This window comes from Sphingobacterium micropteri (assembly GCF_014692515.1).
Classification (GTDB): Bacteria; Bacteroidota; Bacteroidia; order Sphingobacteriales; family Sphingobacteriaceae; genus Sphingobacterium; species Sphingobacterium micropteri.
In genome coordinates, this window is record NZ_JACOIK010000004.1 from 165,293 (window position 1) to 190,784 (window position 25,492).

General features: G+C 40.2%; 25 protein-coding genes. 17 read left to right on the plus strand and 8 right to left on the minus strand.

From position 1 onward, the window contains the following. Nucleotides 1-233: 233 nt before the first annotated feature. The 3 genes from secDF to gap all read left to right on the plus strand — a co-directional run bounded on the left by secDF (nt 234) and on the right by gap (nt 5,094). Nucleotides 234-3,242: a protein translocase subunit SecDF gene (gene secDF, locus H8B06_RS06695; protein WP_190993523.1), complete on the plus strand. Its 3,009-nt coding sequence runs from the start codon at nt 234-236 to the stop codon at nt 3,240-3,242. Nucleotides 3,243-3,475: 233 nt separating this feature from the next. Beyond that, on the plus strand, nt 3,476-4,063 hold the full coding sequence (locus H8B06_RS06700) for a TlpA family protein disulfide reductase (protein ID WP_190993524.1): 588 nt from the start codon (nt 3,476-3,478) through the stop codon (nt 4,061-4,063). After that, nucleotides 4,063-5,094, plus strand: coding sequence for a type I glyceraldehyde-3-phosphate dehydrogenase (gap, locus tag H8B06_RS06705; RefSeq protein WP_190993525.1), 1,032 nt, complete (start codon nt 4,063-4,065; stop codon nt 5,092-5,094). Before H8B06_RS06700 ends, gap begins: the two co-directional genes overlap by 1 nt. On the opposite strand, the gene H8B06_RS06710 is transcribed toward gap, so the two are convergent. Next, nucleotides 5,045-5,806, minus strand: coding sequence for a TIGR02757 family protein (locus H8B06_RS06710; protein WP_394370018.1), 762 nt, complete (start codon nt 5,804-5,806; stop codon nt 5,045-5,047). The two genes, gap and H8B06_RS06710, sit on opposite strands and share 50 nt — an antisense overlap. A 109-nt stretch (nt 5,807-5,915) precedes the next feature. On the opposite strand from H8B06_RS06710, the gene rlmF reads away from it, so the two are divergent. After that, nucleotides 5,916-6,872, plus strand: a complete 957-nt coding sequence (gene rlmF / locus H8B06_RS06715; protein WP_223857512.1) for a 23S rRNA (adenine(1618)-N(6))-methyltransferase RlmF — start codon at nt 5,916-5,918, stop codon at nt 6,870-6,872. Nucleotides 6,873-6,889: 17 nt separating this feature from the next. Here the strand turns inward: rlmF and H8B06_RS06720 are convergent, their stop codons facing one another. Continuing rightward, nucleotides 6,890-8,254, minus strand: coding sequence for an NfeD family protein (locus H8B06_RS06720; protein WP_190993527.1), 1,365 nt, complete (start codon nt 8,252-8,254; stop codon nt 6,890-6,892). A 24-nt stretch (nt 8,255-8,278) separates the two neighbouring features. On the opposite strand from H8B06_RS06720, the gene H8B06_RS06725 reads away from it, so the two are divergent. From H8B06_RS06725 to H8B06_RS06735, 3 genes are read left to right on the plus strand one after another with little or no spacing between them, the layout of a single operon-like run. Continuing rightward, nucleotides 8,279-9,025, plus strand: coding sequence for a hypothetical protein (locus tag H8B06_RS06725; protein WP_190993528.1), 747 nt, complete (start codon nt 8,279-8,281; stop codon nt 9,023-9,025). Between the two features lie 10 nt (nt 9,026-9,035). Beyond that, nucleotides 9,036-9,977, plus strand: a complete 942-nt coding sequence (locus H8B06_RS06730; RefSeq protein ID WP_190993529.1) for a DPBB and LysM peptidoglycan-binding domain-containing protein — start codon at nt 9,036-9,038, stop codon at nt 9,975-9,977. Nucleotides 9,978-9,997: 20 nt separating this feature from the next. Continuing rightward, on the plus strand, nt 9,998-10,621 hold the full coding sequence (locus H8B06_RS06735) for a uridine kinase family protein (RefSeq protein WP_190993530.1): 624 nt from the start codon (nt 9,998-10,000) through the stop codon (nt 10,619-10,621). Nucleotides 10,622-10,863: 242 nt separating this feature from the next. On the opposite strand, the gene H8B06_RS06740 is transcribed toward H8B06_RS06735, so the two are convergent. Next, complete coding sequence (locus H8B06_RS06740; RefSeq protein ID WP_190993531.1) at nt 10,864-12,087, minus strand: MFS transporter; 1,224 nt, start codon at nt 12,085-12,087, stop codon at nt 10,864-10,866. A 234-nt stretch (nt 12,088-12,321) separates the two neighbouring features. On the opposite strand from H8B06_RS06740, the gene H8B06_RS06745 reads away from it, so the two are divergent. The 9 genes from H8B06_RS06745 to H8B06_RS06785 all read left to right on the plus strand — a co-directional run bounded on the left by H8B06_RS06745 (nt 12,322) and on the right by H8B06_RS06785 (nt 21,138). Continuing rightward, nucleotides 12,322-12,759 (plus strand): transposase, encoded by a 438-nt coding sequence (locus tag H8B06_RS06745; protein WP_190993532.1) that lies wholly within the window; start codon nt 12,322-12,324, stop codon nt 12,757-12,759. Nucleotides 12,760-12,761: 2 nt separating this feature from the next. Next, nucleotides 12,762-13,406 carry an SCO family protein gene (locus H8B06_RS06750; RefSeq protein WP_190993533.1) on the plus strand — a complete coding sequence of 215 codons (645 nt, stop codon included), beginning with the start codon at nt 12,762-12,764 and terminating at the stop codon, nt 13,404-13,406. A 7-nt stretch (nt 13,407-13,413) separates the two neighbouring features. After that, nucleotides 13,414-13,842, plus strand: coding sequence for a c-type cytochrome (locus H8B06_RS06755; RefSeq protein WP_190993534.1), 429 nt, complete (start codon nt 13,414-13,416; stop codon nt 13,840-13,842). 257 nt (nt 13,843-14,099) lie between these two features. Then, complete coding sequence (locus H8B06_RS06760) at nt 14,100-14,675, plus strand: TetR/AcrR family transcriptional regulator (RefSeq protein ID WP_130140497.1); 576 nt, start codon at nt 14,100-14,102, stop codon at nt 14,673-14,675. Between the two features lies 1 nt (nt 14,676). Continuing rightward, nucleotides 14,677-16,017, plus strand: a complete 1,341-nt coding sequence (locus H8B06_RS06765; protein WP_223857513.1) for a TolC family protein — start codon at nt 14,677-14,679, stop codon at nt 16,015-16,017. Between the two features lie 38 nt (nt 16,018-16,055). Continuing rightward, on the plus strand, nt 16,056-17,195 hold the full coding sequence (locus H8B06_RS06770; RefSeq protein WP_190993536.1) for an efflux RND transporter periplasmic adaptor subunit: 1,140 nt from the start codon (nt 16,056-16,058) through the stop codon (nt 17,193-17,195). A 33-nt stretch (nt 17,196-17,228) separates the two neighbouring features. Beyond that, complete coding sequence (locus tag H8B06_RS06775) at nt 17,229-20,402, plus strand: efflux RND transporter permease subunit (RefSeq protein ID WP_190993537.1); 3,174 nt, start codon at nt 17,229-17,231, stop codon at nt 20,400-20,402. Between the two features lie 80 nt (nt 20,403-20,482). Next, nucleotides 20,483-20,755 (plus strand): hypothetical protein, encoded by a 273-nt coding sequence (locus tag H8B06_RS06780; RefSeq protein ID WP_190993538.1) that lies wholly within the window; start codon nt 20,483-20,485, stop codon nt 20,753-20,755. Continuing rightward, entirely contained in the window at nt 20,737-21,138 is a 402-nt protein-coding gene (locus H8B06_RS06785; protein WP_190993539.1) for a type II toxin-antitoxin system VapC family toxin, read from the plus strand. Before H8B06_RS06780 ends, H8B06_RS06785 begins: the two co-directional genes overlap by 19 nt. A gap of 59 nt (nt 21,139-21,197) precedes the next feature. Here the strand turns inward: H8B06_RS06785 and H8B06_RS06790 are convergent, their stop codons facing one another. After that, a complete protein-coding gene (locus H8B06_RS06790) occupies nt 21,198-21,905 on the minus strand; it encodes a class I SAM-dependent methyltransferase (protein ID WP_190993540.1) in 708 nt (235 codons plus the stop codon). A gap of 166 nt (nt 21,906-22,071) precedes the next feature. Between H8B06_RS06790 and H8B06_RS06795 the strand changes: the two genes are divergently transcribed. Further along, the gene (locus H8B06_RS06795) at nt 22,072-22,911 is read left to right on the plus strand and encodes an MBL fold metallo-hydrolase (RefSeq protein WP_190993541.1); all 840 of its coding nucleotides are present in this window, start codon (nt 22,072-22,074) and stop codon (nt 22,909-22,911) included. A gap of 27 nt (nt 22,912-22,938) precedes the next feature. Here H8B06_RS06795 and H8B06_RS06800 read toward each other — a convergent pair whose 3' ends face one another. From H8B06_RS06800 to H8B06_RS06815, 4 genes are all read right to left on the minus strand, one after another. Further along, nucleotides 22,939-23,355 (minus strand): SH3 domain-containing protein, encoded by a 417-nt coding sequence (locus H8B06_RS06800; RefSeq protein ID WP_190993542.1) that lies wholly within the window; start codon nt 23,353-23,355, stop codon nt 22,939-22,941. Between the two features lie 75 nt (nt 23,356-23,430). After that, on the minus strand, nt 23,431-23,883 hold the full coding sequence (locus H8B06_RS06805; RefSeq protein WP_190993543.1) for a GreA/GreB family elongation factor: 453 nt from the start codon (nt 23,881-23,883) through the stop codon (nt 23,431-23,433). Nucleotides 23,884-23,952: 69 nt separating this feature from the next. Then, nucleotides 23,953-24,513, minus strand: a complete 561-nt coding sequence (locus tag H8B06_RS06810) for a hypothetical protein (protein ID WP_190993544.1) — start codon at nt 24,511-24,513, stop codon at nt 23,953-23,955. A 76-nt stretch (nt 24,514-24,589) separates the two neighbouring features. Beyond that, nucleotides 24,590-25,474, minus strand: coding sequence for a bifunctional 5,10-methylenetetrahydrofolate dehydrogenase/5,10-methenyltetrahydrofolate cyclohydrolase (locus H8B06_RS06815; protein ID WP_190993545.1), 885 nt, complete (start codon nt 25,472-25,474; stop codon nt 24,590-24,592). Nucleotides 25,475-25,492: the final 18 nt, after the last annotated feature.

Genomic DNA, 25,492 nt, shown 5'->3' on the forward strand with positions numbered 1-25,492 from the left:
AAAGATACCAAACAAACCATATTTTGTTACTGATTAACGGGGTCATTTCATCCGAATATATTTTTAATGGGAAATCGTACAAACAGCACAATTGTAATTTTTGTTTGCATAAGTGTTCGAATTTATTTTCTTTCTACAAAATTTTTATACCTTTGCGAATCTTGGTTAAGTATTATTAAGCTAAATCGTAAGTAAGATTATATAAACTACAAACAAATTCACGAAGACAGACAATGCAGAGTAAAGGGCTGATTAAATTTTTGGTAGTAGTGGTGTCAATAGCATGCCTCTATTCCCTATCATTCACATTTGTTACAAGAAAAGTAGAACGAGACGCTGCGGAATATGCGAAAGGCGATATGGCCAAAGAAAAGGCATATCTGGATTCCATAGCTGGTGAGGAAGTTTACAATTTGGGGCTGGCTAAATTCACCTACCGGGAGGCGAAGGCACATGAATTAGCATTAGGCTTAGACCTTAAAGGTGGGATGAACGTCACGATGGAGATATCCTTGGATGAGCTCATCAGAAATTTGGCAAATAACCCGAAAGATGAAAACTTCAATAAGGCACTTGAATCCGCTCTTCAAAAGAGTAAATCCGTAAACAGAAGCGTCGTAGAGCTCTTCATCGAAGAATATAAAGCTTCTGGGGCTGGTACACCATTGGCCACTTTCTTTGCAACAACAGATAATGCTTCCCTTATTAAAGGAACCAGCTCAGATAACGAGGTACGCAGCTTCTTAAATAAAGAAGCGGATAATGCTATCGAAAACTCGTTCAAAGTATTACGTACGCGTATTGATAAATTTGGTGTGGCTTCGCCAAATATCCAGATTCAACAAGGAACAAACCGTATTCTAATAGAGCTTCCTGGTGTTAATGACGAAGAGCGTGTACGTAATCTCCTACAAGGTTCGGCTAAGTTGGAGTTCTATGAAACACATGACAACTATCAGGTATATCCATTATTAGAGAACCTCAACAATATTTTAGCCAGTTCATTGAAATCGGCAACACCTTCGACTTCGACTCCGGTTGAAACGGCTACAAATGATTCGACGGCGAGCGACAGCGTTGCCAATGACGACAATTTGTTGGCTAATTTAGGGGCTGCTCCTAAGGATAGTACAGACACTGCCGGAATCTCTGCAGAACTTGCGGCAAGCAATCCTTTGTTTGCGGTTTTGAATCCGGCTACTTATATGGAGCAAAATGGTCAGCCAAACCTAACTCCAGGTGCTATGGTTGGTATTGCCAACCTAAAAGATACCGCTCGTGTTAACGCGTATTTAAATCGTCCGGAAGTAAAAGCTAACATTCCAGGGAATTTGAAATTCTTATGGTCGGTGAAGCCGGAACAAAGAACACCTAACTTCCTTTCTTTATATGCTATCAAAACATCTGGTCCGGAAAATGGCGCTGTGTTAACTGGTGATGTTATTACCGATGCACGGGATGATTTTGACCAAAACAACCGTCCTGTTGTATCGATGAGCATGAACACGGAAGGTGCTCGTCAATGGCGTAAGATTACAGCGCAAGCAGCACAGAATAACAGAGCCGCTGTTGCTATCGTATTGGATGGTGTCGTGTATTCGGCACCAAGTGTAAACGAAGAAATTCCGAATGGAAGTTCTTCTATATCCGGTAACTTCACGATTGAAGACACCAAAGACTTAGCGAATGTATTAAAAGCAGGTCGTCTTCCAACTACGGCAAAAATTGTAGAGGAAGCGATCGTAGGCCCATCGTTAGGGCAAGCTGCTATTGATGCGGGTATCAACTCTTCGGTTATCGCTCTTATCGTGGTGATGATATTTATGGTTGCTTATTACAATCGTGCTGGTATCGCGGCTAACATCGCGGTATTATTTAACGTGTTCTTCCTAATGGGAATCTTGGCATCCTTAAACGCCGTTCTCACCTTGCCAGGTATCGCAGGTATCGTATTGACGATGGGAACTGCGGTAGATGCTAACGTTCTGATATACGAACGCATACGGGAAGAGTTAGGATTGGGTAAATCTATCCGACAAGCAATTGCCGATGGTTATAAAAATGCGATGCCTTCTATCTTAGACTCACAAATAACGACCTTCTTGGTAGGGCTTGTGTTGTTCTTCTTTGGTAGTGGTCCGATCTTAGGTTTTGCCACGACGTTGATGATTGGTATTATTACGTCATTGTTTACGTCAATCTTTATCTCGCGTTTGATTTTCGAATATATGCTATCGAAAGACTGGAAAGTATCGGTATCGTTTCCTTGGTCTGCAAATACATTGAAAAACGCAAATTTCCAATTTATTAAAAAACGGAAAATATTTTACGGTATTTCCGTCATCGCCTCCATTATTGCTTTGGCGGCTATATTCACGAAAGGTTTTACCTTAGGTGTAGATTTCAGCGGAGGGCGTAGTTATACAGTAGCCTACGAACAAGCTGTTGATTTGGAAAACGTACGTCAAAACTTAGACGAAGTATTTGGTTTAACAACCGAGGTAAAAACCTTTGGCAGTGAAAACCAAGTGCGTGTTACGACAACGTATCATGTAGAAGAAACGAGTGACGAGGCAGACGCAGAGGTATTAGCTAAATTGAACGAAGGTCTTTCGAAGATCGAAGGGAATGGTTACGAGATTCTCTCTTCACAAAAAGTTGGTCCGAGTATCGCAACAGATATAAAAGACAGAGCTATATGGTCAGGAATATTTTCGGTATTGATTATCGCCGGCTATATTTTAGTACGTTTCCGCAAATGGCAATATTCTATCGGGGCAGCTATATCAACTGTTCACGATGCGATTATCCTATTGGGTCTATTCTCTATTCTAGATGGCATTGTTCCATTCTCTTTAGATATTGATCAGCATTTTGTAGCGGCGATCTTAACGGTAATCGCCTATTCCGTAAATGATACGGTAGTTGTATTTGACCGCTTAAGAGAATATTTGAACAGACCCAATGCACACAAAGAATACTTTGGTGATACGGTTAACAGTGCGATCAACTCAACGTTGAGCCGTACAATCATTACGTCTCTAACGATTATCTTCGTGTTAGCCGTATTATTCATCTTCGGCGGTGAAGTTATTAGAGGATTTTCTTTCGCGATATTAATCGGTATCGTTGTAGGTACTTATTCTTCGATTTTCCTTGCCGCACCATCGGTTTACGATCTACGGAAAGGCGAAAGTGTCGTCGAAGAAAAATCAGAAAAAGTAAAAGTTGTGACCCCATAACATGGTACAACAATTTAACAAATAACCTAAAGGTCTCTGCGAAATCAGAGACCTTTTCTTTTGCATCATCATTTTTTCATCATTTAATCGTTTGGGTTAGCTGGTTGCTATAATTTTTCCTAGTTTTGGACTTCAAAAAAGTTCATCTGATGAAACCTGCATAAATTCCCATAAACAAAAAGGATGTGAATAATTTATGTAAGCTTCATTGCCATAAAAAACAAAATATAAGAATGAAATATATATTCACTAGTCTTGCTCTCGGCGTTCTCACGATCTTTAGTGCTTGTCAATCAAATAACAATAATGCAGAAAATGCACAGCACCCGGTTGAACACAACGTGGATCAACAACAAGATCCTACAACCTCACAACCAACAGTACCCATGGCTAAAGAAGCTGCCAAGCAATTACCAGACTTTAAATTTTATAAAGTCAAATCTGGTATAGGATTTACCAATGCGGATATACCTGCCAACCGAAACACGGTATTTATCCTTTTTGATCCAAGCTGTGGTCATTGTCAAACAGAAACGGGGCTTTTGGCTAAAAATTATGAAAAGCTAAAAGATGTCAACCTATATTTTGTCTCCATGAATGACCCATCACTTATGGCTTCTTTTTTGGAAACTTTCGGTAAAGAACTTGTCGACAAGCCGAATGTAGAAGTACTTTACGATCGAAACCAAGAATTTATTCAAAAATTTCATGTACCGGCGCAATTTCCAGCGAACTATATTTACGGTGCGAATGGTACTTTAAAAAACAGTTGGGACGGCGAGAAAAGTATTGATTTTGTTATAGCTGAGTTTATAAAATAATGAACGTTGCCATCAATGGGTTTGGAAGGATTGGACGCAATACCTTGCGTAATATATATCGGCGGGGCCTTCAACAGGAAATCCAGATTATTGCTATCAACGATTTAACGGATACGGCGACTTTAGCCCATTTACTGAAATACGATTCGGTTCACGGACCATTTCCCCTTACCGTACATTATGATAAGGAGCATCTTTATATCGAAGGGCAATCTATTAAGGTATTAGCAGAAAAAGATCCCTTACAACTCGCTTGGGGTGTGTTGGACGTGGATGTCGTTATCGAATCAACTGGAGTTTTCACGACGAAAAAAAAGGCCGCCCTGCATCTGAAAGCCGGTGCAAAACAAACTATTATATCGGCACCTTCACCAGACAAAGAGGTGCCCACAGTTGTTTTAGGTATAAACGATACGACATTTGATTGGCAGACTCCCCTATTTTCAAATGCCTCTTGTACAACCAACAATGTTGCTCCTTTAGTCAAGATCTTAGATGGAAACTGGGGTATTAATGATGGTTATATTACAACCGTACATTCGATGACTGGTGATCAAAACCTGCATGATGCACCTCATCGAGATTTGCGCAGAGCTCGTGCGGCATCCTCGTCCATTATACCAACGACAACAGGTGCTGCAAAAGCAATTACAAATGTATTTCCGCACCTCGAAGGAAAACTTGGCGGCGCGGGTATACGCGTTCCCGTCCTGAACGGCTCTCTAACCGACTTCACCTGTACATTAAAAAACCAGACAACAGTAGAAGAAATTAACGCCAAATTTAGAGAAGCTGCGGAGGGCTCCCTAAAGGAAATTCTTTATTATACAGAGGACCCTATTGTCTCCGTGGACATTATCAACAATCCGTACTCCTGTATTTTTGATGCACAGCTAACCTCCATCGTTGGTGGGCTAGTAAAAGTGGTCGGATGGTACGATAACGAATTTGGCTATTCCAATAGATTAGTGGATTTATTGGTTAAAGTTCACCTATTACACCGATACCAAACAGTGCAAAATCGTACTTAACGGGATCATCTGGATCAAAGCGTTTTAAATTTTCTGTCAGTTCAACGGCTGTTTTCCAATTAACTTTATCCGAGGTAATCAGCCCGAACTTACGGGCGACACGTTCTACATGCACATCACATGGACAGATAAGATCACGGGGTTTTATTCGATCCCATATACCAAAATCCACGCCCTTATTGTCTTGGCGAACCATCCAACGCATAAACATATTTAATCGTTTGCAACTGGATTTTTGTAATGGAGAGCTGATATGCTTTCTCGTACGAATAGGGTAATCGGGCAAAGAAAAAAAATACGCTTTAAATTCATTCAAGCTTCGTTCCATAGAAAAGGGTATATGCTGCTGATTATCAATCAAAAATGCATCTTCTAATGACGTGAAACGACGATAATGGAAACGCAAAAAAGAAACAAAATATAGCAAGTCCGTATCGTTAAAAGTGCGATGTTTGAACCCTAAAAGATTCTTCAAATCCACTTCATTATGCTTTATAATAAAATTTGCGGGCTCGCCATCAAAGCGCTCAATCAATTCTTTACATTTGTTAATAATGGTTTTCCGTTGCCCCCAAGCCAAAATAGCAGCGAAGAAGCCCATAATCTCTATATCTTGTTTCTTGCTAAATAAATGGGGAATGCATATTGGATCATTCTCAATAAATGTGGGCTGGTTAAACGACGCTACTTTCTCGTCTAAAAATTGCTTCATGTCGAAGTCTGCCATACACTTGAATATCTATACTTTAATTTGCGTATAAAGATACCTTTTTCGCGTTTATTATCCGACCAACGACGGGATTATTAAAAACAAAATACGCATGGATAAAAGAATATATAAAAGCATTACCTTTGCATTAAATTACACATATATGGATTCTAAAAAGAAGAAGAACGTATTGCATCCCAGAAACATCCATCAATCTGGTTATGATTTCCCGAAGCTAGCGGAAGCAAACCCAGCATTGAAAGATTATATCATTGAAACAGCATTCGGCACGATATCCATAGATTTTGCGAATCCTAAAGCCGTCATCGAACTCAATAAAGCACTCCTGATGGCTTACTATAACGTACAAAACTGGTCTATTTTAAAAAACAGCCTCTGCCCTCCTGTTCCCGGAAGGGCAGATTATATACATTATGCTGCCGACCTCCTAGCGGCGGATAACAACGGGATTATTCCAACCGGTCCTCAAATTCATGTTTTAGATATCGGCACAGGTTCTTCCATGATATATCCTATTTTAGGAGAACGGATATATGGTTGGCGTTTTCTCGGCACCGATATCGACATTACGGCATTAAATCACGCCAGATCGCTCGTTAAAAAAAATAGTGGTCTCGCAAAAAAGATCGTGTTCCAGCTACAAGAACACAAAGGACATATTTTCGAGGGCATCCTGCATAAAGATGATTACTTTGATCTCGTTGTGTGTAACCCGCCTTTCTATAAATCAAGGGAAGAAAACTGGCAAAAGACCAGTAAAAAATTTCATGCCCTTCATAAAAACAAAGAAGCACTTCCCGTACAAAACTTCGGCGGACATCCCAACGAACTTTGGTGCGAGGGAGGGGAACGAAAATTCGTTCGCGATATGATCAACGAGAGTATGCGTTTCAAAGCACAATTAGGTTGGGTCACAAGCTTGATCTCGAATAAAGAAAATCTAGAACCCCTTATTGCTGTATTGGAATATAACAAGGCAGCTAAAGTTGAAATCATCAATATAGCACAAGGTCAAAAAGCGATCCGTATTTTAGCTTGGAAATGGTAGTGTAAGAGCGTTACGCCTTACACATTACCTTTTTCGGGCTTATCCTTGAGCTTCCGGACAAAAAGATTATAGTTTTCATGCTTTTCGACATACACTTCTTCTCCGGCCTCGATAAAACCATCTAAAGCAACTGCATCGTACCACACGCCATCAATCTCAATCTTGCCTGCCGGTCTTAGAACCGTTCGGGCAACACCATTTTGATAAAGCAGATTTGTTTTCTGTGGCGACGAGGTATACCCGACGTCCGCTTTCTGCTCATCATGAAGCACCAATCGTCTAAAGGCAGACGACTTCAGGATATTTTTTCCGAAAATAACCATTAAGATAATAGAGAGCACCATCGCTCCCGTTACAATTAAAAATGACTCCATCAATAATCCTGGTTGGGCTAATTTAAAATCAAAAAAGTTGTTGTCTACCATGGAGAAAGCAAGGCCACAAAGCACACATATAATCCCCAATATACCGGCGATACCAAATCCTGGTATAACAAACACTTCTAACAACAATAGGGCGACTCCTACGATAAATAGGACAATTTCCCAATGGTCTGCCAGCCCTTGCAAATACAACGGTGCGAAAAACAGTACCCCGCATATTGCGGCAACTACGAGTGCAAATCCAATTCCGGGTGTTTGTAGTTCAAAATAAATACCGCCTATAAGCCCTAATATCAAGAAACCACTGACCATCGGATTAATCAAAAATGCAATGATACGATCCACCACGCTAATGTGATGTTGCACCACTTCTAAATCACCTTTTTCAAGCTGTTTATAGACTTCTCCCACATCTGTCACCACCGCTTGAACAAGACCCGCTTTTACACCTTCTGTAGCTGTTAACGTCAACAGTTTACCATCAGGCTTCAATTGTGGCACGGAAACTTCAGGATCTACAAAGGCTTCTGCTATTTTCGGATCCCGCCCTTTAGCCTCGGCTGTCGCGCGCATCAGTCCCCGCATATACGATTGATATTTTTCCGGCATAATCTCCCCACTTTGGTTAACAACACTCGCCGCCCCCATACTTCCACCTTTTTGCATAAAAATTTCGTCCGAAGCCAATGAAATCAATGTTCCTGCAGAAGCAGCATTGTTGTTAATATAGATTACGGTATGCATACTGGAGCCCAAGAGCTTGGAACGTATAGAATCTGCAAAATTTACGGCTCCACCAAAGGTATTCAATTCTATCAAAAACATTTCAGCCTGTAGTTCTGCTGCTTTCTGATGCGCCAAATTCACAGTTCGCCATGCGTTTGGGCCAATATCTTCTTTGATATCCACTTTATATATTTTTTGTGCCGATGCAGTGAAAAGCATAACACAAAAAGTAAAAAGAAAAGCAAAAAAGGATTTCGTAAATTTGTTCTCCATGGATTAATGTTTTTTGCTATAGTAATGACTAAATATACAACATTTAAAACATTTGAAAAAAACTTTCCGTATCAAATATGGAAAATTGTAGCAGATGCAGCTTCACGACAAATTGCTGTGGAACTCCGAGACACGGAGTCTACCTGCGCTATACTTTATATCTTTGACTTTGATGGCAACGAGCTGCTAAAACATAAAGAAATAGATGAAAAAGAATGGACACTGGAATCCATCCAGCATCATACGCTTATTTTGAAACGTGTGGGCGACACGCAGCCGGTGAAAGAGGGTATTCTATTTTTAGATATGCAAGGTACCCCCCGTCATTTATGGCAAGAATATACCTGGATAGACACCTATCGTGATGTGGTAAAGGTGCGGCACCGTAATTTCCAAAGCGGTTTTGAAGAATATATTGATGTAAAAACGCTCGAAAAGAAAGCTAACACAGGGCAAGAACAAGAATATTGCAGTGCTATCAAAATGCCTGTTCCCTATAGCGGTAACTTACCCCCCTATCTACAACATGTAGCTATACAAGATCTACCTTGGATTAGTCGTGCAGCAGACCGCATACTTTGGTCATACCATACAAAGGAGCATGGGCATTATCATTTAAACCTTTCGGTCGCCGATGCATCCAAATTACTAGTAACACAATGTTTATTATCCGATATGCCGAAAATGATTCCGCAGCCATATTTTCAAATAGAAAATCAAATATTTTTAATGTCATATAATAAACGGAAAATTGTTTCGTATTTAGTATAATTGCAAACATATGGGAAAAACAAAAGCTTTTTCGACCACGATAAAATTAGGTGCTCTGGGGGTATTATGCTACCCTCTTTTTCTGACTGCTAAATCCGCTGAATATAACGTTAATGAACCCTTTTCTGTTTCGGTTAATAAATCCTTTTCTGTTTCGATTGCACCCGATTCAATCGGTGTGGAAGTGGTAAACGGCGAAATAAATATTATCCACCGTATCGATCGAAAAGAAACGTATTATGCATTGAGCCGGCGATATAATATCCCCGTAAACCGTATCATGGAGGTGAATAATAAAAAGACCCTTAAACCTGGTGACACCGTAAAAGTTCCTACGGGCAGACAAGGGGCGTCGATGACAACTGTTTCATCGTCTCCGGCTCCGCAAACCCAGCAACAGGAACAACCCAAGGTGTTAACCGAATATAAAGTGGGTAAAAGCGAAACCCTATATGCTATTTCTAGACGGTTTGGCACAACGGTAGAGGCGATTAAAAAAATGAACGATCTCCAATCAGATTCTCTCCGGGAGGGCATCACGCTGAAAATCCCAAATGCGGATTATCGAGAGCCCATTCCAGAAATCCCCCAACAGCCTATCCTGATCGATACGTCGTCCACTCCGGAGTTAACCCCGGAACAAATCATTGCCGCAAATCGCTATGGTATTCGCGAAAAACAAGAAAAGGGCATTGGCGTATGGATTAATGATCTGGAGACGGACGGTAAAAGTAATCTCGCCCTTCACAAAACTGCCCCCATAGGCACCATTTTAAAAATCACGAATCCAATGACGCGGAATGTTACCTACGCCAAAGTAGTCGGAAAATTCACGGATACGGCCGAGACAAAAGACGCTATTGTCGTCTTATCAAAATCTGCGGCGGCTTACATCGGTGCCCTTGACAGAAGGTTTTTGATAGAAATAGCATATGGTGTACCTTTGCAATAAATAAATTTAGGAAGGTATAAATGGATAAACCATACGTTATCGGTATTGCGGGCAGTAGTGGATCAGGCAAGACGTTCTTTCTAAGACGTTTTCTCGATCATTTTCATCCCGATCAAGTTACGCTCATTTCGCAAGACGATTATTATATCCCCGCAAATACCAAAACAAAAGAAGAAAATCGGCTATATAACTTTGATTTACCCACGGCTATTAATCGAGAATCTTTCTTCCACGATATAAAACAACTTTTCGACGGGCATACCATTTACCGACAGGAATATACCTTTAATAATCCCAATATTACCCCCAAAATACTTGAAATTAAGCCTGCCCCCATCCTCATTGTAGAAGGTTTATTTATTTTTCATTACGAGGAGGTTAACAAACTATTAGATTATCGGATTTTCCTCGATGCTTCGGAATCAGTTGCGTTAGAAAGGAGGCTGCAACGAGACCTAATGGAAAGAGGATATAATCATGACGATGTGATGTACAAATGGATAAACCACGTTGTTCCGGCTTATGAACAATATTTGGTTCCATTTAAATCGGCATGTGATTTAGTAATCATCAATAACACGAATGATCCCAAAATCATTGATAATGCCGCTCGTGAAATCTCAGTTGGACTTAAACCTATGTAAGTTACCACAAATAAAAAATGAATAGCTATTTAAATTCAATCTAAACAATTATCTTTGTAATTGAGATGGAAAAGATAATAACCCCATTAATCTATATAGAAGATGGGACCCCCTTTCTTGACGAAATCAAAAAAGGGATAAACTGCAACCCAGATTTGGGATGTTGTGTTTTTAAAAAATGTTGTAAAAAATATAAGCGGGGCAAACGCTGTAAAAAGTGCCCCAAAAGATAGTCTTATGCACTATTCTTCCATATAGTTTAAATCTTTATCGAAGCTCTCCTCTAGTCTCGTCAAGGCGAAAATAGCAATAATAGATAATAGTATGGTGACTGCCATTGCGGCGTGGAGTATACCCATATTTGGCACCAACCAACCATATAAAAGTGTGGACGGGATCAATGCCCCCCGCACAAAATTTGGAGCCGTCGTAGCCACTGTCGCGCGGAGATTTGTACCAAACTGCTCGGCAGAAATAGTGACAAACGTGGCCCAGTAACCCACACCAAGTCCTAATAAAAATGCCAGCACCAAGAACTTATTTTCGGAAATACCGGTACTGGATAAATACCACACCGAGAATAAGATAATGAGCACCTGGCATATAAAGACTACTTTTTTTCTGGATCTGAACCATTGCGCTAACAATCCCGCAAAAACATCGCCCAGCGAAATACCTAAATAGGTGAACATTACGCCCTTTCCTGCACTCAGCGGCGTTTCGCTCTGCAAAGCCTGTCCAATTTCTGGAGCCTGCGTAACCAAAACCCCCACCACAAACCAAATAGGCAACCCGATACAAAGACAATATAGATATCGAAGGAAACGTTCTCTTTTGTTGAATAACATCAACAAATTTCCTTTAACTGCATTCTGGTTGTCTTGTTTCTTAAACAATCCTGATTCAAATGTTCCGACACGCAGTAACAACAGACAAAGCCCCATTCCACCACCAACAAAATAAGCTGTCCGCCAGTCAAACCATTCGGAAACGTAGTACGCCAAAATCGCTCCCAATACACCTAACCCGGCCACGATCATGGTACCATATCCACGTTTTCCCTTATCCATACTCTCGCTAACCAATGTAATGCCTGCTCCCAGCTCACCGGCAAGGCCTATACCTGCCACGAAACGAATCCAGGCATAGGTGTTTACATCTTGAACAAAGCCATTGTATAGGTTGGCCAGCGAATACAGGACGATAGATCCAAAAAGCACTTTTAACCGTCCGAATTTATCGGCAATAACACCCCAAATAATTCCACCAAGCAGTAATCCTGCCATTTGCATATTCAACACAAACTCCCCTTCGGAACGCATCTGCCCTTCTGGAATACCGATATCTTTAAACGATTGTACCCGTACGATGGAGAAAATAATTAAATCATAAATATCCACAAAATAGCCAAGCGATGCGACCAAGACCAGCAGCCATACTTTACCGGGTTTAGGATTACTTTCCATAATAGTTTAGCGTTGAGGCGCGCAATTTACAATCTTTTCTATTTATTACAAGAAATAAACAATCATAATCCGCTTTAAATATGGGCGGAGTCCTATATTTCCTCTATAAAGCAAATTTTAAATGGCAGAGGAGAGCGAAATAAATTCATTTTATACACTCAAGCAATTATATTGCATATAAAAGTGAATTTATTTAGGTTTGTAATATTGAACATCACTAAATAAAAAACGAACATGATGAAAAAGCTCACTTTGGGCACTTTAGCATTCGGTTTATTCCTTGCAGGTGCTTGCCAAAACACAAACGGAAAAAACGAAGAAGCCGAAAAGCTAGCAAAGGAGGCTATTGAAATACATGATGAAATCATGCCTCAAATTTCTACTTTCAACAAACACGACATTTTGATCGATTCTTTGTTAGAAAATCTTTCTGTATTAAAAACTGCGGATGTCGATCTCGACACGACAGAAACACGTGAAAAGTTCCACGCTTTAAAAGCAAATCTAGAATCAGCTAACGATAAAATGATGGTTTGGATGAAAGAATATGCAATGGATAGCACAGACGTGAACTATCAAAAAGCAGAAGTAGAACGTATTTCTGAATTGAAAACAGAATTTGAACAAGTAAAATACGAAGCGGAGAGCCTATTGGCTCCTTTTAAAAAGTAAGCATGAAACGTAATCTAACAACATACCTAAGCGCAGTTGCACTTTCTTCTGCTTTATTCGCCTGTTCGGGAACAAGCGAAAAGAAATTACCCATCATCGGGGAGCGGGAGACGGAAGAGCGAGTCGTAGATGGTAAAACAGTCGTAGACACGATTTATCACCAGATTCCAAGCTTTGCTTTTATTAATCAAGACAGCGTAGAAATCACCGATAAAGATTTCGACAACAAGGTATATGTTGCTAATTTCTTCTTTACACATTGCCCAAGTATCTGTCCTACCATGCAACGAAACCTGTTAAAAGTATATGAAAAATACAAAGACGACGAACAGGTCGCTTTTTTATCACACAGTATAGACTTTAAATACGATACGCCAAGCGTACTTAAATCGTATGCAGAAAAATTAGGTGTCACCAATAAACAATGGCAATTTGTAACGGGTGATAAAAAGGCTATTTATGGCATTGCAGATAAATATCTGGTTTATACAAAAGAAGATGAAAATGCACCAGGTGGTTATGATCACCAAAGTTACCTCGTGTTAATTGATCCGCAAAAACGTATCCGCGGCGCATATGACGGAACAAATGATGATCAGGTTGCACAGCTCTTTGTCGACTTGGAGATCCTTTTAAAAGAACAATAGATCAGCCATGCGAAATACGATATTTTCGTTGATAGCAATAAGCATGCTTATCGGCATGCTTATTCTCTCTTGTCAACCCCATGTAAGTATCGAAACCGCACAATATGCCATAAATGGGCAGAAACTTTATGTTACCCACTGCCAGAGTTGCCATGGTGCAAAAGGCGAGGGATTGGGCATGCTCTATCCCCCATTGACCGATACCACCTATTTACAGAAAAACAGATCGAAACTAGCGTGTATTGTTAAGAACGGCATGACAGGCCCTGTCGAGGTTAATGGAAAAATATTTGAGGGCGATATGCCCGCAAATGCCGAATTGACTAACGTCGATATCGCCTATATATTGACGTATATCACCACTACATTTGGTAATAATACCGAAACATATACACAAGAAGAAGTTAAAAAAAGTCTAGCGGATTGTCGTATGTAAATGTAGTTTATAGCAGTTTAAAAAAAGAAGGTTTCCAAACGGGGAGAATGGAAACCTTTCTAAACTAACCAATTATAAACCTAAATTATGATACTACAAAGATAAGCCAGATTAGTTGATTATGCAAATAATTCCCTCCTAAAAAACCATATTTAACAAAACATTAACATTAGTGTTCTAAATACACTATCTAGCACTCGATTTATAACAAATATTTGACATTTAAGGCTTCATTTTTTTGCTACATTTGCACCCGAATGAACGTTCAATTGCTAAATAAAAAAGAGGCTATTTTCGAAAGCACGCTCAAACTTGTTAATGAGTATGGCTTTCATGGTACGCCAATGAGTCAGATTGCTGCGCACGCTAATGTCGCTACCGGTACAATCTACCATTATTTCAGTTCCAAGGATGAATTGATTTTAGAACTTTTTAAATATTGCCGGGAAAAAACAAACGAGCATATTTTCAGCTTTGAGGAAGATCTGCCCTATAAGGAGAAGTTCTTTTACATTTGGAATCGTTTGGTGGAATACTATGTGGCACATAGAGAAACGTTTTGGTTTATAGAACAATTCTACTCGTCACCCTATTATGAACTGATAAAACAAAAAAAGACTACCTATTATGGTGTTGACAAAATGCATCTGTTTTTTGAAGAAGGCATAAAATCCGGTATTCTCCGAAACGTCAGTTTCTACACGTTAATATCGGTATACATAGGAGCAGCGACATCCCATGTGAAAATGGTTACTTATGGCTTTTGTAAAATGCAGGCGAAAGGCCGCGAGGAGTTAATTGAAATAATTTGGAATGGTGTTAAAAATCAATAATATGAAGTTAAAAAAAGTTGCTTTATCGTTACTTCTTGCGTGCTGTGTCACAGGATACGCACAGGCACAGATAGCTAATAACGAAGAGACTGAAAAACTAAACAGCAAGGCTACGCTGGATGAGCTTATCGAGTATGCCTTACGCAATAAGATCGAATTAAAACAAGCGCATATAGATCAGGAAATCGGCGAACGACAAATTGCTTCGGCATTATCGGGTTGGTTTCCTCAAATTAATGCCTCTGCTTCCTTGGTACATAACATCCAATTGCCCGCCATGGTAATTGGTGGCGAGACGATACGCATGGGGCAAAATAATACCAGTACAATAGGGTTTCAAGCGGATCAGACTATTCTTAGTCCAGAATTATTTCAGGCATCTCGTGCAGCCAAATACATACGTGAGCAAAATAATCTGAATATTGAAGATACGAAGATTAATACAGTAGTCGATGTGAGCAAAGCTTATTATGATATCCTCACATCAGAAGAAACAATCAAGATTATTAATGAAAATATCGTTCGTCTAAAACGGCAGTATACAGAAGCTAATGCGCGTTATGAAACTGGATTGGTAGATAAAATCGATTATAAGCGTGCACAAATATCGTTAAACAACGCTAATGCACAATTAAAATCAGCCAATGAAGCCCGGAAGTTTAAATATGATTATTTGAAATCCCTTTTAAATATTCCTACAGCGGAAGAAATTTCATTGTCTTTCGTCAATCAGTCGCTGGAATCCAATATCTTGCTGGATACGACAGAATTGCTTCATATTGCCAATCGTGTAGAATTTCAACAACTGGAAACATTACGCGAGATTCAGAAGCTGAATACACAATATCAAAAATGGAGTTTTATGCCGCGATTGGGTGCATATGCCAACTATAATATGAATTACTTCAACAATGAATTTAGTCAACTATATAGAAATAACATTCCGAGTTCATCTGTAGGGCTATCCCTATCGCTACCAATCTTTACCGGTACAAAACGTATACAGGAAATCCGTAGATCGGAATTGGAAGAAGAGCGAATCGAGTGGGATCTACAGAATTTAGAGAATATGATTAGTGCGGAGTATTCTGCAGCCATGGCCAGCTACCGTTCTAATATGAACGAGTGGAGAAATGCAAAAGAAAATATGAATTTATCGGAAGAAGTATATAATACGATAAAGTTGCAATACGATGCGGGTGTGAAAACCTATTTAGAGTTGATGACGGCAGAAACCGATCTTAAAACCACGCAGTTAAATTATCTCAATGCATTATATGCTGTTCTTTCTAGCAAGTTAGACATTCAGAAAGCATTAGGAACAGTAGAAACAACACGATAAAACAACCCTTAACAATCAACCACGAAATACACGAAAACATGAATAAGAATTATTTATTTTCTGCACTAATTATAGGTTCTGCTTTGTTCTGGCAATCTTGCGGTTCCAAGGACGGAGCACAGCAACAGCAAGGAGCTGCCCCAGGGCAAATGGCCACTCCTGTGACGACAACGATGGTAGAGAAACAGATAGTTTCTGGCATCAAAAGCTATCCGGCCAGTGTTGTTCCGCTCCAAGAAGCCGATCTAATGGCGGAAGTATCAGGGTATGTGACTAAAATATATGTCGCGGATGGCGCTGCCGTAAAACAAGGACAACCTTTGTATGAAATCGATCGTGTTCGTTATCAAGCGGCTGTTGATCAAGCAAAAGCAAATTTGGAGATCGCTAAAGCAAATCTACAACGTGTAGAAAAAGATTTAACACGTTATCAAACGCTTGCGGAACAAGACGCAATTGCAAAGCAGACGTTAGATTACGCCCTAACAGATGTCAATAATCAAAAAGCACAGATCCAAGCAGCACAAGCCGCATTGACCACGGCCCAAACCAACCTGGAACGTTCTATTATACGCGCTCCTTTCAGCGGTGCCCTAGGGATTTCACAAGTACGTACCGGTGCATTGGTTTCCCCTGGTACAACACGTTTGAACACCATCAGTGCAATCGATCCGATTGCTGTTGAGTTTCAAATTAGCGAGAGAGAAATTTCTGAATTTGCAGCTTATCAGTCCGGTAAATCGTCGACCGAAATTAGTGTTTCCTTACCTGATAGAACCACCTACACACATGTCGGACAAATCGCAACCATGGATAGAGCTGTTGACCCTACTACAGGAAGATTAAAAGTACGTGCGTCGTTCAGTAATCCGCAAAATGATCTACGTGCAGGTATGAACCTTACCATGAATGTGAAAAGTACTTCGGCTTCAGAACAATTGGTTATCCCGCTTAAAGCTGTACAAGATCAACTGGGTGTTTATAATGTATACGTCGTAAACGACAGCAGCCAGGCAGAGATACGTCCTGTAGAACTCGGTTTAAAGTTCGAAGATAAAGTCGTTGTAAATTCAGGCTTAGAAGCGGGAAACAAAATTGTTGTAGATGGTATCCTGAATGTACGTAGTGGAGCAAAAGTTGTTGAACAACCAACAGCACAAGACACGCCACAGAAATAGTTGTTGAAAACTTAAATAAGTAGAAAAAATAGTATGATATCAGAAGTTTTTATAAGAAGGCCCGTCACGGCGATCGTTATATCTATCTTGATCATGATTATAGGTACGATTTCCATTATGACGTTGCCTATCAGTCAATATCCATCGATCGCCCCTCCTACCGTTACAGTAACGGCAAACTATACGGGTGCTGATGCACAAACCGTTGAACAGACGGTGACAACACCGATAGAAAGTCAGATTAATGGTACGCCGGGCATGATTTACATGTCTTCTAACAGTACGTCCAACGGTCAATCCGCTATAACGGTTACCTTCGAAGTAGGTACTGATATTGATGTCGCTACACTTGACGTTCAGAATCGGGTCGGTATCGCTGAACCGGCTTTACCAGAGGCCGTACGCCGTTTAGGTGTGACCACACGTAAAGCAAATACAGACATCTTGATGCTTGTATCGTTAGTATCACCTAATGGAACACGCGATGATAAATTTTTAGCTAATTATGCTAACTTATATATTAGGGACGCTATTATGCGGGTAAAAGGTGTGGGTGACGTGACTGCTTTTGGGCAACCCTTCTCCATGCGTGTATGGCTAGATGCTAACAAATTAGCGGCGTTAAATTTAACGCCGGCAGAGGTTTCCAATGCTATTGCAGAGCAGAACTTACGTATGCCAGGTGGTTCGGTAGGCGCGCCTCCACAACAAAATTCGCAAGTATTTGAATATCCCGTCATCACGGATTCGGATTTATCGTCGGAAGAAGATTTTGAAGAGATCATTGTCAAAACAAATCCTGTCGATGGTTCTATTGTGCAGTTAAAGGATGTTGCACGCGTGGAACTTGGTCAATTTAACTATGCGACTACTACTCGTGTCAATGGCATGCGTTCTACCGGTATGATGGTAGCCCAAACACCGGGCGGTAATGCTGTAGAGACTGCGGAAGGTATTTATGCCGCATTGGACAATCTAAAAAAATCATTCCCGGAAGATGTCGATTACGTTGTAGGATATGAAACCGTTTCGGTCGTGAAAGCATCTATTGAATCGGTTATCCATACCCTAGTGGAAGCATTGATCTTGGTAACGGTTGTGGTATTCTTTTTCTTACAATCATGGAGAGCGACCTTAATTCCTGTACTGGCTATTCCAGTTTCTATTGTAGGAACATTTATCTTCTTTACGTTATTTGGATTTTCCATCAACAACCTGACCTTATTAGCATTTGTATTGGCTATCGGTATTGTGGTAGATGATGCGATTGTCGTGGTAGAAGCTGTGCAACATTATATTGATCACTACAAGATGGATGCGAAAGAAGCTACTCGTCATGCGATGAAAGATATTACAGCTCCGGTTATCGCCATTGGTTTTATCTTGGCTGCCGTATTTGTACCCGTCGGTTTCATTCCAGGAATGGTTGGACAGCTCTATCAACAGTTCTCCATTACCATTGCTGTTTCGGTATTGTTATCCGCTTTTATAGCCCTCTCCCTGACACCAGCATTGTGTTCCATCATGTTGAGACCTACCTCGGTGAATAAAGATGCCAAAGGCCTAAACAAGTTTTTCTATAAATACAATCTTTGGTTCGATCGCGTAACACATAAATACGCTCGAGGAGTCAAAACCATGATAAGAAAAGCGCCATTGGCTTTAATTATTTTGCTGTGTCTTTTCGTTGGTACGGGCTATATGTTCACCGTAAAGCCAAGCGGGTTTATTCCTACCGAAGATAATGGTATGTTTTTCGCAGGCGTTACGTTACCTGAAGGAGCTTCTGCGAGTCGTACCGCATCTGTATTAGATGAAATTGAAGCCGATTTACGCAAAGATTTTCCCGAAATTCAACATATCACCCTTATTTCCGGTATCAATATACTGAATAGGTCGTTTAAATCTAACGGTGCCACACTGTTCGTATCTTTAAAACCATGGGCAGAACGTACACGTACGGCTGCCGAGGTTACTGGTGCAATTATGGGTAAATATAGGGGATATGCTAAAGCCAGTATATTAGCCGTAACCCCTCCTGCCATACCGGGTTTAGGTGCATCTGGTGGTTTCTCCATGATGATACAAGATCACCAAACGGTCGATATCAAACAGTTTGAAGCGGTTGTAGGAAAGTTTCTAGGTGCCGTTAACCAACGGCCGGAAATTGGTATGGCTTATACTTTATTTAACTCGAATTCGCCGAACTTTAAAATTTCGGTAGATAGAGAACAAGCCAAAAGGATGTCGGTTCCCGTATCTTCCGTCTACAGTACCATATCGGCTTATTTAGGTTCAGCTTATGTCAATGATTTCACGCGCTATGGGCGTAATTTCCGTGTCGTGACACAAGCTGATCAAAATTTCCGGATGAATATTGAGGATATCAATAAGTTGTTTGTTAACAACGCCCGGGGAGAATCCGTACCTTTAGGTTCCTTAATTAGTTGGGAGCTTGTACAAAACCCGTCCATCATCAACCACTATAACATCTTCCGAAGTATTGAAGTGAGTGGTAGTGCCGCTCCAGGATACAGTTCGGGGGATGCGTTAAGAGCCTTGGAAGAGGTTGCCGCAGAAACACTACCTGACGGATATGGATATGACTTTTCGGGAATATCTCTACAGGAAAAACAATCCGGCAACATGACGGTCATGATTTTTGCGTTGTGTGTGGTGTTTGTATTTTTGTTACTGGCAGCGCTGTACGAAAGCTGGTCGGTTCCATTCTCTATCTTGCTGTCCGTACCAATTGGTGTATTCGGAGCCATCTTGACGTTATTGTTTATTCCTGCATTGGATAACAATATTTATGCACAGATCGGTTTGGTAACCATTATTGGTCTTGCATCCAAGAATGCGATCCTTATTGTAGAGTTTGCAAAAGAACGGGTAGATATCGGAATGCCTTTATTGGAGGCAACTTTGGATGCTGTGAAACTAAGATTACGACCGATCATTATGACCTCCTTTGCATTTATATTAGGAATTATTCCATTGATGCTGTCCACCGGCGCAGGAGCTTTCTCACGTCAAACAATTGGTTGGACCGTATTCGGCGGTATGACTGCAGCTACTTTACTAGGTATATTTGTCATCCCCGTGCTGTTTTACGTGATTACCAAAATGGCTTATGGAAAGAAAAAGCTTGCGGAACTGGAAGCTAATTTTGATGAAGAAAAAGCGAAGAATTTAAGTGCACATTAACATTAATAAAGTAAACAAATACTTTAAGAAGGTGTCTCCTAAAAAGAGGCACCTTCTTTTTTGGTCAAAAATTGGTATCTTTGGTAATAGAAAAAGAAAAGGTTATGCACGAAGTGGTTATAAAATATAAAAATCAGAAAACGTTAAAGGCGTTGACTGCTTTGGGTGAATACTTAGGCTTTAGCATTGCCGACTCCGAAAAAGAAGAAAAGAAAGAAATTTACCATATTAATGGTATTCCTGTTGAAAGTGGGGATCCGAAGATTGATATGCAGGACTTGACCACTATTTTCACAGGTGAGGATATTGATGCTAAAACATTAAGAGAATCTGCATGGCAACGCAAAAAGTAATCTGCGACACAGATGTCCTTATTGAGTTTTTTGATGAGAATAAAAATCGTCATTCCGAAACTGCTGCTACCATAGAAAAAATCGGGATAAATAACATGCTGATTTCAGCCATCAGTAAAATGGAACTGATTAAGGGAACTCGCCATAAGGAACATAGCCAACAGGTTGCAAAGAAATTAAAAAGGTTGGACACCATCCTCTTGAGTCCAGAAATAACCATCCGAACAATCGAACTATTAAACACCTATCATCTTAGCCATGGTTTGGCAATTCCCGATGCCTTGATAGCCGCTACTTCTCTTGAAACTGGGCTTAAACTTTTTACCTACAATGTACGTGACTTTAAATTTATAAAAGGTCTGAACCTGTATAACACTAAATAATATTTAACTCAAAATGTTCTATAATTCGTCCGTAGAAAAAGGGAGTTGCGACATTTTCCCTATTTAAACCCTACAAAAGATGCAAAGCATAAGTGTTTATGTAGTATATCAACTTTTTTAAATCCAACTTTTTCCAATAGTTGTAGTTGATACATCAAACTGCGGGGTGAGTCTTCTTTCTCGATGTAAGCAAATACATGGTCTCTATATTCCCCATCTTTTAATCCCACTAAATACTTGCCATACAAATCATAGTAAATATACTGTTGTAAAACAGTGTCCGTCTGATGCACTAAATCAAATATCCAGAGACTACCGCCATCGTTTAGCAGGCTAAATAACTTTTTAAATGCCGTTTCCCAATCATGATCGTCTCGAAGATGGTGCAGTACTGCCGTCGCAATAATCACGTCATATTTCTCCGTACCAAAATCAATTGTTCTAAAATCACCTTTGAGCGTATTCACTTTTCCTGACGTTACTTCACCTACTCTTTCCAATGCCTTATCTAACATCGGCTGACTTAAATCTAGCAATGTAATATCGATATTGCTCATCTTCTGTGATAATTTTACAGTATAATTTCCTGCGCCACAGCCGATATCTAAGACCGAACGACATGGAGGATAGCAACGTGCAATCGATTCCGTTATGAGTTCTATATTGAGCGCTGCATCGAGGGTTGTCTGTTGGCCTGTTTCCAATTGTGAGAACCGCTCTACATCTTTATCAAAGCGTTCTTCGATTTCCTGAATGGTTGATTTCATCTTGCTGATTTTTTTGACAAAGTTTTCTAATTTGTCAATAATACTAATATTATATAAAGCTGTCAAGAAGTCCATTTTTTTTATGAGTAACAAGCATTGTTATAGATAAAATGCCAACACGTTTAAATTTGCTATCTTTACGATAAAGGCGAACTTTAAACACTGTATGAAACTATATACTGTTGACACCGGATTCTTTAAGTTAGACGGCGGCGCCATGTTTGGTGTGGTACCAAAATCATTATGGCAACGCACCAATCCTGCTGACGAACGTAATCTATGTACTTGGACGAATAGATTGCTGCTTATTGAGGACGGTAAACAATTGATTTTAGTAGACACCGCCATAGGCGATAAACAAGACGAAAAGTTTTTCGGCCACTATTTTCTACATGGCGACGCCACCTTGGATAGCTCACTAGCGAAATATGGTTTTCACCGCGATGACATTACCGATATTATCCTTACGCACCTTCATTTCGACCATTGTGGTGGTGCCATAAAACGGGAAGGTGATCAGCTCGTGCCCGCCTTTAAAAATGCACGTTTCTGGAGCAATGAAAAACATTGGGAGTGGGCAATACACCCAAATCCGAGAGAAAAAGCCTCCTTTCTCCGGGAGAACATTCTCCCCATACAGGAAAGTGGACAATTGCATTTTATACAACAAGGCACACCCTTTTCCGCTAACATTGACATCCGCTATGCACACGGGCATACCGAAGCAATGATGCTACCCCAAATTCGTTTCCAAGGAAAAACTATCCTGTATATGGCAGACTTATTACCCTCCGTAGGGCATATTCCTCTTCCCTATGTTATGGGGTACGACGTACGTCCGCTCATCACCATGGAAGAACGACAGGATTATTGGCACGAAATCGTCGATAACGAATATATCTTATTTCTAGAACATGATCCCGTTAACGCCTGCTGTACATTGCAGCACACGGAGAAAGGTGTTCGATTGAAAGATACGTTCCGATTAGAAGAAATGTTTGGCTAAGTTCGCTGCACGTTAAGATATAGTTATCTACACAAGTTCGATATTCTCGGCATAACAATATCCTTCGATATTGTCTGTGCGAATAAGCCACCAATAAACATTAGCGCGACTAACGACGGTAACTATTTCGTCTTTTTGTACATTGCCTATAGTAGGTAGCTCTACGCCAGGACCTTTATGAATATTTAAGATAGGATCGTTCACCACCAACCGTGCCCTACATCCTTTTACGTTAGATATTACATCGATGTCTAACAAAACTTCTCCTGAAATAAAATTAGGATCAATTTGGCTATACATATCCCACAGTTTATTTTTTGCTTCTGCATTGGGTGCTGTGCCTCGAATAATTAAAACACCATTTTGCTCCATAAACTGGAAACCGTCGGTGATTAAATTCTCGGCTGTAGCTAAAAGCGTTTTATATTTATCGAGTAGTGCCATTGTATGGAAAGAGTTACTTATTAAGGAAACAATAAATAAGGTAGGATTGTTTGAAATTACTATCGATTACTATCTTCAATAAACTGCTGTTATCGATTGTTTCGTTCCGTTAAAAACAATCTGGTCTCCCACTTCGCGACCCAACAACAATTTTCCGATCGGTGAAGAGGGCGAAATCACCATAAAGTTCATCCCTTCAACTAGTTGTTGACCCAAACTGACGGCCATAAAATATGTTACTTTCTCCGTCACAACGATAGCCCCTATTTCGACTTTTTCTTTAATTTCTGTTTCCATTTTTTGCAGCACAACCCAATCTTTTTTTGATTGTAATAGTTGTGTGTGATAGCGGTTCAAATCTTGTTGTATCATCTCACGCGATGTTTCATATTTATCGCCAGCACTACTTTTCGTTTCACTTTCTATTGCCTCCTGTGCCTGTTGGATGGCAAACGCCGTTTCTTCCAATCGCCCTTCAATCTGCCTAAGACAATTGTTTAACAATTCCTTTTTTATACCAATATCCATATTATATAGAAAGCTTATAAAAAAACCTCCCGAATAATCGGGAGGTTCAAAGATATATTCTAAAAATTACTAGCGATTTTTCATCTCTTCAACTTTTTTTTCCGCGTCTTTAGCAACTTTATTTGCCTTTTCTCCGGTCTTTTCTACGGCATTATCAATCGCCTTCCCAGTCGCATCTGCGGCATTTTTTGTCGCATCAACCGTTTTATCGTATGCCCTATCTAGTGCATTTCCTGTAGCCTTAGCTGCATCTTTGGTTGCATCAACCGCTTTGTTTGTGCCTTCTTCTACCTTCACACCAGCTTCTCGCGCGGTAGCTTTTGTTTTTTCCCACAGGGTATTCGCCTCATCGTATGTTTTACGGGCGTTCTCTTCTGCTTTTTTATCTCCCTTTTCTATTGCATCGTCCAAATCGGCTTTCGCTTTATTTACCTTTTCTTCTGCTTTAGCCAATTCTTCTTGCAACGTAGCATGTGCATGGTCTTTATGATCCTCTAGCGTTTCCAGTGTTTGATCCAGCTTTTCACCGGCCGTCATTTCACTATCTGTATCGTTGTTTTTAGGATTGTTATTACACGATGCAGTAACGATCGTACCTGCAACTGCTGCCATTAACATTATTTTTTTCATCTCAATAATTTTTATTTAAGTATAACAGAGTCAATTACAGTATATACACAATTACTATACCAAAAGAGTACTCACCCTATTTCGGATAGACTGTACCCTTTGCAGCCTCCAGCGTATTCTTTAACAAACCTACGATTGTCATCAATCCTACGCCCCCCGGAACAGGCGTAATCCAAGATGATTTCTTAGATACCTCTTCAAAATCTACATCGCCATACAGCTTAAAACCAGATTTCGTCTCGGTAGACTCTTCTCGATTAATACCAACATCAATTACAACAGCACCTTCTTTCACCATATCGGCTGTTACAAAATGCTTACGGCCAATGGCTGCCACAATAATATCTGCCGCCAATACCTCTTCTTTTAGATTTGCAGTACGGCTGTGGGTTAATGTCACGGTACAGTTTCCCGGATTACTGTTACGGGCCAATAATATACTCATTGGTGATCCAACAATATTACTACGACCAACAACTACCGCTTTCTTACCTGCTGTATCAATACCATAATGTTCCAGCATGAGCATAATACCATAAGGTGTAGCCGGAATAAAACACGGTAAATTACGCTGCATCCTGCCTAAATTGATCGGATGAAAACCGTCTACATCTTTACGATGATCGATCGTTTCGGTAATCTTTTCTGGATCGATATGCTTTGGTAAGGGCAATTGGACAATCAGACCATCAATATTCGGATCTTGGTTAATCTCTTCTATTTTCGCAATCAGCTCGTCTTCGGTAACATCCACATCGTACCGGATATTCGTTGACTCAAAGCCTACGAGTTCACAATTACGCATCTTACTGGCGACATAGGTTTCACTTCCTCCATCGTTTCCAACGAGAATAGCCACCAAATGCGGCTTACGTCCTGATTGCGCGGTAAATGCTGCCGCTTCTTTTTTAATGTCTTCCTTTATTTTCGCCGATACCAGCTTTCCGTCTAATAAATTCATTTATATACGTATTATCTG

Coding starts and splice junctions, on each gene's coding strand:
- rlmF (WP_223857512.1), top strand. CDS start 5,916: ATGGATAAAAGAATATATAAAAGCATTACCTTTGCATTAAATTACACA.
- H8B06_RS06800 (WP_190993542.1), bottom strand. CDS start 23,355: ATGGCACTACTCGATAAATATAAAACGCTTTTAGCTACAGCCGAGAAT.
- H8B06_RS06730 (WP_190993529.1), top strand. CDS start 9,036: ATGGGAAAAACAAAAGCTTTTTCGACCACGATAAAATTAGGTGCTCTG.
- H8B06_RS06750 (WP_190993533.1), top strand. CDS start 12,762: ATGAAACGTAATCTAACAACATACCTAAGCGCAGTTGCACTTTCTTCT.
- H8B06_RS06710 (WP_394370018.1), bottom strand. CDS start 5,806: ATGAAGCAATTTTTAGACGAGAAAGTAGCGTCGTTTAACCAGCCCACA.
- H8B06_RS06735 (WP_190993530.1), top strand. CDS start 9,998: ATGGATAAACCATACGTTATCGGTATTGCGGGCAGTAGTGGATCAGGC.
- H8B06_RS06745 (WP_190993532.1), top strand. CDS start 12,322: ATGATGAAAAAGCTCACTTTGGGCACTTTAGCATTCGGTTTATTCCTT.
- H8B06_RS06805 (WP_190993543.1), bottom strand. CDS start 23,883: ATGGATATTGGTATAAAAAAGGAATTGTTAAACAATTGTCTTAGGCAG.
- H8B06_RS06740 (WP_190993531.1), bottom strand. CDS start 12,087: ATGGAAAGTAATCCTAAACCCGGTAAAGTATGGCTGCTGGTCTTGGTC.
- H8B06_RS06815 (WP_190993545.1), bottom strand. CDS start 25,474: ATGAATTTATTAGACGGAAAGCTGGTATCGGCGAAAATAAAGGAAGAC.
- H8B06_RS06700 (WP_190993524.1), top strand. CDS start 3,476: ATGAAATATATATTCACTAGTCTTGCTCTCGGCGTTCTCACGATCTTT.
- H8B06_RS06755 (WP_190993534.1), top strand. CDS start 13,414: ATGCGAAATACGATATTTTCGTTGATAGCAATAAGCATGCTTATCGGC.
- secDF (WP_190993523.1), top strand. CDS start 234: ATGCAGAGTAAAGGGCTGATTAAATTTTTGGTAGTAGTGGTGTCAATA.
- H8B06_RS06795 (WP_190993541.1), top strand. CDS start 22,072: ATGAAACTATATACTGTTGACACCGGATTCTTTAAGTTAGACGGCGGC.
- H8B06_RS06720 (WP_190993527.1), bottom strand. CDS start 8,254: ATGGAGAACAAATTTACGAAATCCTTTTTTGCTTTTCTTTTTACTTTT.
- H8B06_RS06760 (WP_130140497.1), top strand. CDS start 14,100: ATGAACGTTCAATTGCTAAATAAAAAAGAGGCTATTTTCGAAAGCACG.
- H8B06_RS06790 (WP_190993540.1), bottom strand. CDS start 21,905: ATGAAATCAACCATTCAGGAAATCGAAGAACGCTTTGATAAAGATGTA.
- H8B06_RS06775 (WP_190993537.1), top strand. CDS start 17,229: ATGATATCAGAAGTTTTTATAAGAAGGCCCGTCACGGCGATCGTTATA.
- H8B06_RS06765 (WP_223857513.1), top strand. CDS start 14,677: ATGAAGTTAAAAAAAGTTGCTTTATCGTTACTTCTTGCGTGCTGTGTC.
- H8B06_RS06770 (WP_190993536.1), top strand. CDS start 16,056: ATGAATAAGAATTATTTATTTTCTGCACTAATTATAGGTTCTGCTTTG.
- H8B06_RS06785 (WP_190993539.1), top strand. CDS start 20,737: ATGGCAACGCAAAAAGTAATCTGCGACACAGATGTCCTTATTGAGTTT.
- H8B06_RS06725 (WP_190993528.1), top strand. CDS start 8,279: ATGACTAAATATACAACATTTAAAACATTTGAAAAAAACTTTCCGTAT.
- H8B06_RS06810 (WP_190993544.1), bottom strand. CDS start 24,513: ATGAAAAAAATAATGTTAATGGCAGCAGTTGCAGGTACGATCGTTACT.
- gap (WP_190993525.1), top strand. CDS start 4,063: ATGAACGTTGCCATCAATGGGTTTGGAAGGATTGGACGCAATACCTTG.